Here is a 6,905-nt window from a genome sequence, read left to right as displayed (position 1 = left end):
GTGCTGAACAACTTCTCCAGGCCCTGCTCATCAAAGCCAATCTCACGCAGGAACGAGATCCGGGCAAGGGCTTCCAGTTTGTCGGTTGCATTGATCAGTTCCAGCCCGTTGACCGCATCGTTTCTTCTTCTGCTGTCAAGGTGAATGAGGACGTTGCGCGTATCCCTGACGCTCTTCACAAAACTACTCTGTTGATCTACAGTCGTCTGCAGCAACTCGGCATTGGTGTCGATGATGCTGCTAATCCTATATAGCAGGCTTGGTTCATTGCTCCGTTGCAGCCTTTCAGTCAGCCATGACCGGTCTTCCTCTGCGACAGCTGCTAGAATACGACTTCTCTTGACCAAAAACTCCTCTGGAGATAGCACGTCGTTCGAGCTGGTTCTTCGATGAAGATACTCCAGTGACTGCGCGGCATCCAGGAACCTCCATTTGGAGTAGGAGTGGAAGCTGCCTGTTTCAGGAACGAGGAGAGGAAGGAGAAGATCGTACTCTTCGGGCTGTGCGAGAATCCGAACGAGCGCATCTACTAGATTGGCTTCTTTCAAGTCGACGTATGTGAGCAACATGTCGTCGCACGACAATCCGCTATATGGCGCCCCCTCTGTCATTCCGTAGTACCATACCATCATGGGACGATAGTATGGCTTCTCCTGTCCGTCTCCTGTTGGGAGCATGTCCTTCGCTTCCTCACTGGTACACGAGAAGAACGGAATCTGAATGGCACTCAGTGTCATGAGGGAGAGAAACTCGCCTATCAATGGGAGAGTCTTTCGGGCATCCTCAAGAGACACGTGCTCCGAAAACGAAATTGTAAGGAACGAGCCTTGTTGCATCGACAGGCTTCTCGAAGGGATCACATCGAACGAGAAACCTCCCCGCACGCAGATTTCCCCGGTGATATTGCCAGCCTTTCCTAGCGGGAGTTCCCTTGAACCGAAAGGCTGAAGCGTCAACCCTTTCGGGTGTGAATTCAAGTCAGAGCACCAGGAAGTCTTGCTCCAATCCATCAGAATAGGAAGTGAGACAGTGATGTTTCTGACTTTGAATTCCGTGAATGAGTCTATGTGCACCCCGAAGATAGCTGCGCTGACGAAGAAGACTTCTGTCAGCAGACTTCCGAACGACGTCGTTTCTATTAGGGTGAGACCTTGCAGTGTGCAGAAACTGCCTTCTAGTACGCCCAGAATGATAGGTATCGACTTACGCTCGAAGGAAAGTACCGACTGCATGCCCTCAATGAAACTGACCTGACGATCGACTGTCAATTTCATCTGACCGTTTCTGTCCAGAGAGAGCATTCCAGGAAGAGACGTATCGTGAGCGTCTGGCAGTTGCCACGTTCCCCGAATCTCTTCCGCCCGATATAACCGCTCGACGATGCTATCGCTGGACATGTGCGTCTCCTATGTCTGGTGACTGGAATGCTTGGTCGATCTGACCTCGTACAAGAATTGTCCTCGACAGTGCGGTCACGATGCGGGAATAGTGCTGGGTGTCGGGAGCGGTGAGGAAGCGGCCTTTGCGGTCTTTGAGCCATTTGGCAAGGACCTGGTAGCCGCCGATCTGGTAGGTCCAGAGGTCGGGGGTGACACCATCGAAGTACTGGGTAGGATTGATGCTGACGCGCCCGCGGTCGGCGTCATACTCGACCTTCTTAACCGCGCCATCACCCTTGCCGCAGAAACGGCTGATGGGGTTGTCGAGCTCGGACGAACGCATCAGGTGCAGGTCAATGAGCTGCTGACCCAAGTCGGCCAGTGCGAGGAAGGTGTCACGGTCCCTGATGAGGGGAATGCGGGGGAAATCAGTCTTGAGGAATTCGACGTAGCGTCGAGCATACGCCGCCGATTCAAGCACCGCATAGACATAGGCGAAGATGTTCTCTGGTGAAGCAATGCTTCCGAAGCATTCGGTCAGCTGAGACATGAAATGAGCCTCAATGTTGGGTTTGCGATGCGCCACGCGGTCTCTGGTTTCCACAAATATGTCGGTAGAGCCTTTCACGGAGTCGTAGAGATACAGCGGGAACACGAACCCGTTGTTCGAGGTCTTGGGCGACATGCAGATGACCTCGACAATGTGGTTCGTCACTTGGACGTGGTGAAAAGTCTCGCCTTTGGTCATGCGCGATGTGATGATGGCTGAATTGGAGCCTGCCAGCATGTTCTGCATCACTTCCGGATGCGGCCTGCAGAGGAATCCACGGGAGTGGCCAGTGTAGTAAGTGTAGCGCACATCAAAAGGTCGATACAGGATCGGAACGACTCTGTCCTGTGATAGTCCACTGCGACGGATGTCTTCTTGCGCAAGTTGCACTTGCCAGCTCGCCGTATCCTTTCCCAGGTGAAATGCTTCACGAGCTTCCTCAGGGGATATGCTGATAAACCTGTTGACCGTTTGCCACACCTGCTCGGGCGTAAACTGAATCGTCAATTTGTCGCGCGCGGTAACAATCCCAACGACTGATACGGGGAAAATTTCGGTCACCTTGGGCCACTGTTCGTATTCTGGCGCCAGTGTGGCATCCTGCGGAACGAAGAGGTACATATCGCCACGTGGTTTCAGCTCTTGCCATGCCGTCTGCGTCATCTGTTCATTGCCCAGCACACGATACTTGGCGTCGCGCTTACCCCATAGATCGCCGTACCAGATGCCCTTTGGAACTCCGTTGCACTTGACCGCGACAACGATCGCAACGCCCTGCCGAATATCGAACACGTTCTCGTCCTTGCTGCCGTCAGGACACTGCTCCTTCCTGAGCGAATTGCCATGCAAGTTGAGGATGTGCAACTGGTCAAAGGACGCCATCAGCGACTGGCGCATGCCACGGAACGTCGGGTTGTCCAGGTAGCTGTGATTGGTGATGAAGCCAAGGACGCCTTCGCCCGCTTGGTCGATCTTCCACTGCGCAAAGCGGATGAACTTGACGTAGTCGTCATCTAGCCAGGTTTTCCTCTCGCCCAACGGTTTCCCATCCACCTGCTTATAGTCATTGAGGAGGTTCATAATCCACGCGCCTTTGTTGGTGCTGACTCCCGAGTACGGCGGATTGCCCATGATCACCAGGACCGGCTGGGTCGTCTTCACGGCCTCGGCCATGTGGGATTCGTCTGCCAGAGGCGACAGGCCGGGGATAGGGTTCTGCTCGGCCGTGCTGACGTCCAGCGTATTGGTGAGGTACAGCTTGAAGCGGTCGTCGGAACTCATGGTGTAGCCCAACTCAGTGAGCAGGGTGCCCATGCGCAGATGCCCGATGGCATACGGGGCCATCATCAGCTCAAAGGCGTAGAAGTCGCGCAGGACATGTCCCTTGATCCAGCTGTCCAGACTGCCGTCACCGTACTTGGCCTTGTAGGTCTCGGCAGCCAAGCGCACGGCAGTGGCAGGGAAGGTCATGGTGCCCGCCGCAGGGTCGAGGACAGTAACGCTGGGGTCGGCCAGGCCGTCGGGCTTGCCAAAGGAGTCATGCAGGATCTGGTCCACACTGCGGACGATGTAGCTGACGACGGGCTGAGGCGTGTAGTAGACGCCATGCTGTTTCTTTTTGGCCGGGTCGTATTCGCCGAGGAAGGTCTCGTAGAAGTCGGCCACCGGGTCGCGACCGTTCTTGTCGTAACCCTTGAACACCGTATCCGTGTCGGCAACTGCCAGCACATCCGCGATGTCGTCAATGATGACACGCAGGCGTTCGGGAGTGTCGCCAATGGAGATGTACTTGAACAACTTGCGCAGGATGCCGATGGTCGCCGGGATGCCATTGAGCGCAGTCTCGCGGGTAAAGGTGCCGGTCACGCGCATGCGCGCCGCGAACAGGCCATAGGTGATGGTCTGCGCGTAGAGGTCGGCAAAGGTGTCACTGGTCAGGTCGGACATCAGGACTTGCTTAAACTCGCGCATCAGGCTTACCAGATCACTGCTGGAATTCTGCTGCTCATCCTCAACCAGCTGGTCAAGCACCTGACGCTGCAGGAAACGCGTGCGGTCAGCCAGCGCGACGGCCAGCGTCTGCGCTGTATACTCCTTGGGCAACTGGAAGTCGAAGAAGCGTTCAACTAAGTCGCGGAACTGATCCTCGTGCTGAAACGGCACCTTGATGCCCGCTTGCAGCGCCTGCAGAGATCCGATCGTCACGGGCTGGCCCATTGGCTGTCCGAAGCGGTAGAGCCGGAACTCCAGGAAGTTGGTGAGGATGACGTTGGGGAAGGCGGCGCGGTAGCGCTTGAGCTGCTCGCTGACTTCGACGTGGTCCAGGTTGGTGACGCCCGGCTCCTTGGCCTCGATGTAGCCGGTGACATGCTGCTGGCCGCTCCAGACACGCATGTCCGGGTTGCCAGCCTCGGTCTGACGAGGGAGGACAGTCAGCGTCGCGTGTGCGCTGCTGAGCTGCGACCCCAGCTCCTCCCAGAGTTGCTTGAGCACATCATAGTACGACTCCTCGCGCGCGTCGCCGCGGTGATACTGCTGCGCGACCGCCCCCAGATACCTTTCCACCGATGCCCTGAACGTCATGTCCCCTCCCTGGGTCCACCGAACGTTTCTATGTCAAGCATTGTAGCGCAAAATGAGACAAACTGGACTCCCGCCTGCGCCGAAAGCACCCCTCACCTTGAACAGAAAGGCTCGGGGGGGAGTGACGGATTAGTCGCCTGCATGGGAGCGACACGTTGACCACGTCTTGTTGTTCCTGCGGAGGCATGAACCACACTGACAAATCCAACGCCAAACGCGAACTTGATGCGATACTGGGGTTCCTAACTTCTCAGCAGCCTCGGGTTTGCAGTCAGAATGGGAGCTGGGCAACGGGCAAAATCCGCGTCGTCGGTTAGGATGGTCAACCCTTCACGTGCGCACAGTATGCCAATGACCTGATCGTTGAAATCATACTGCCCAGACTCAAAATCGCGAAGCAGGTCGGGGACCTGCATCTCCTCAAATCCATTCGCGATCGTCTTCGTCGCCCCCAGGATGCGCCGCACAATGTCCGTTGCGCCCTTCGCTGCCAACGGGAAGTCCGTGCTTCGCCTGAAGTCCTTGAAGTTCGTGTATGTCTTGCCGACACGTGGTACTTTCATGTCAATACGGATGTAGCGATTGATGACCTCAGATATGACTAGGACATCCGTGTAGAGGCAGCTATGGGCCGCGAGCATCTTCTGCATGGCACCGGAGTACAGCTTGACCACTTGGCTGTCGGGAGCTGACTGACCATACACGTGCATCCATACGTTCGCGTCAACGAATATCCTGTCCGTCACAGCGAAGTCATAGTCCTCAACAGAGCGCACGTTATTGCTCATCGTCTTCACCCAACACTTCTTGATGGGCCCGACGAAGCCAATCCGGATCCTTGAAGTAGGACTTGGCTGTCTCGACAACGCGCTTGAGAAGATCTGCATCCTCCTGAGACATATCCGTCACACTCAGACTGTCTCGAATCGCCTTTTCCGAAAACTCCCTATAGAGTTGCCCCACTGCCGAATTCAGAAATGCCGATGTGAGAATGGAGACGTTCTCAAACGACAAATCGACCTTTCGCCCTTCTTTCAACGCAGTCCGAACCAGGGCATAGACTCTTTCTCCATCCTCTGAAGCTACACACAACGGGCTTCCAACCACTTCATAAGGACGTATCACGACTTTTTCGGACATTTCTCCCTCCATTTCCCTTCTAGAAGATGTCGCCAAGGTTAGACTCAGACGACAGACGATATGACTTTGTGTCAGCGGTATTCAACTCGATGTTCACCACAGTCCCTGGAAAAGGCAAATCAAACAGAGATGAGCGAACAGACCCTTCCTCTAGCTCCCAATACCCTCGGTCAGAGACAATCTGGATACGCCCTCCGTTCTTCGTAGTGAAATCGGCGAGTAGCTTCAGGCCCAGGCCACCTGGAATGGGGCCCGTTCTTGTGGTGTTGGTGCCAGTAAAAGCCCATCGGATTGCCTCGTCTGCAGCCAATTCAAGTTGCTTCTTCCGTCTCAGGCTCTCACGTATTCCCATGCCCAGATCACCAATTGAGAAGTCGAGTCGATGCACATTTGGGTAGTACTGCCCACAACTATAGATACCGAGCGTCGTCCCAGAATGGATGACAGCATTGTTAAACATCTCATAGACGCTCTCAAGAAACTTCTTGTGAAGCCCTGCCGACATCTTGGGCATGCCTCTTCCCTGCAAATACTTCGAGATGTAGGAGACAAAATACCGACCATCAGTAGGCTCAAACCGCCGGTACGGGATCGTGGTCACGTTAGAATCCGTCAGTGGCAGTCTGCCATAATTGAGGAGAAACTCATTCTTGCGAAGGATATTTTCGAGACGATGGGAAGCACCAAGAATTCGAACATTATTGAGCTGGTGTGAGGCACGATACAGAAGAGCGCCTAACGGCGCAGCCATGTTGGCGTCAAACCAAGTACATCCGGACATATCAATGTCAACCTTGTCAAAAGAAACCAGTTCAAGGCTCTTGGCCAACCGCGTCAGTTGGTCGAATCCGGAACAGTCGCTTCTGGTTTTGCCGAGCGGAAAGACCACAAGACCTCCCTGAACCTCACGAGAATCCTCGTTCTGGCAATTGGCTTTTCTCCTGTCTATTCTACCTGACTTGACCCCACATTCAACTCCGAGACGCGTGTCATTATTATCGGATCGGACGACTTTTCAATAATAGTAGACAGTGCTGTTATCGCCAGCGATAATATGGAGCATGAATCGGTGCCTTATTATTGGAAAAGGGCACTCTTCGATAATAACGAAGGACGGCCTCTTAAACACGAGCCCACAGTGATCTCCGCCACTATCCATTAGAATTATTCTACTAGAATAATGCCAAAGGATGGCGACGTGCTACAAACAAGATGGGCTCCCGCCTTCGCGGGAGTGACGGATTGGCAACCTC

At 54.6% G+C, this 6,905-nt stretch carries 5 protein-coding genes; all 5 read right to left on the bottom strand.

From position 1 onward, the window contains the following. A partial coding sequence (locus tag SMC5_RS10200) for a HEPN domain-containing protein (RefSeq protein ID WP_133299212.1) occupies nucleotides 1-1,397 on the bottom strand: 1,397 nt, incomplete at its 3' end. Continuing rightward, nucleotides 1,384-4,512 carry a type ISP restriction/modification enzyme gene (locus tag SMC5_RS10195; RefSeq protein WP_119090077.1) on the bottom strand — a complete coding sequence of 1,043 codons (3,129 nt, stop codon included), beginning with the start codon at nucleotides 4,510-4,512 and terminating at the stop codon, nucleotides 1,384-1,386. The genes SMC5_RS10195 and SMC5_RS10200, both read right to left, overlap by 14 nt. Nucleotides 4,513-4,754: 242 nt before the next feature. Continuing rightward, on the bottom strand, nucleotides 4,755-5,300 hold the full coding sequence (locus SMC5_RS10190; RefSeq protein ID WP_165846714.1) for a PIN domain-containing protein: 546 nt from the start codon (nucleotides 5,298-5,300) through the stop codon (nucleotides 4,755-4,757). Then, entirely contained in the window at nucleotides 5,290-5,652 is a 363-nt protein-coding gene (locus tag SMC5_RS10185; RefSeq protein WP_119088326.1) for an STAS-like domain-containing protein, read from the bottom strand. The genes SMC5_RS10190 and SMC5_RS10185 overlap by 11 nt, the downstream gene beginning before the upstream one ends. A 19-nt stretch (nucleotides 5,653-5,671) precedes the next feature. Next, a complete protein-coding gene (locus tag SMC5_RS10180) occupies nucleotides 5,672-6,541 on the bottom strand; it encodes an ATP-binding protein (protein WP_119088327.1) in 870 nt (289 codons plus the stop codon). Nucleotides 6,542-6,905 lie beyond the last annotated feature (364 nt).

It is taken from the genome of Candidatus Cryosericum odellii (assembly GCF_003570935.1).
Classification (GTDB): Bacteria; Caldisericota; Caldisericia; order Cryosericales; family Cryosericaceae; genus Cryosericum; species Cryosericum odellii.
This window is presented reverse-complemented; position numbering and strand designations above follow the sequence as displayed.

Bases quoted from the DNA above. Each gene is read 5' to 3' on its own strand.
- SMC5_RS10195 (WP_119090077.1), bottom strand. From the start codon at position 4,512: ATGACGTTCAGGGCATCGGTGGAAAGGTATCTGGGGGCGGTCGCGCAG.
- SMC5_RS10190 (WP_165846714.1), bottom strand. From the start codon at position 5,300: ATGAGCAATAACGTGCGCTCTGTTGAGGACTATGACTTCGCTGTGACG.
- SMC5_RS10185 (WP_119088326.1), bottom strand. From the start codon at position 5,652: ATGTCCGAAAAAGTCGTGATACGTCCTTATGAAGTGGTTGGAAGCCCG.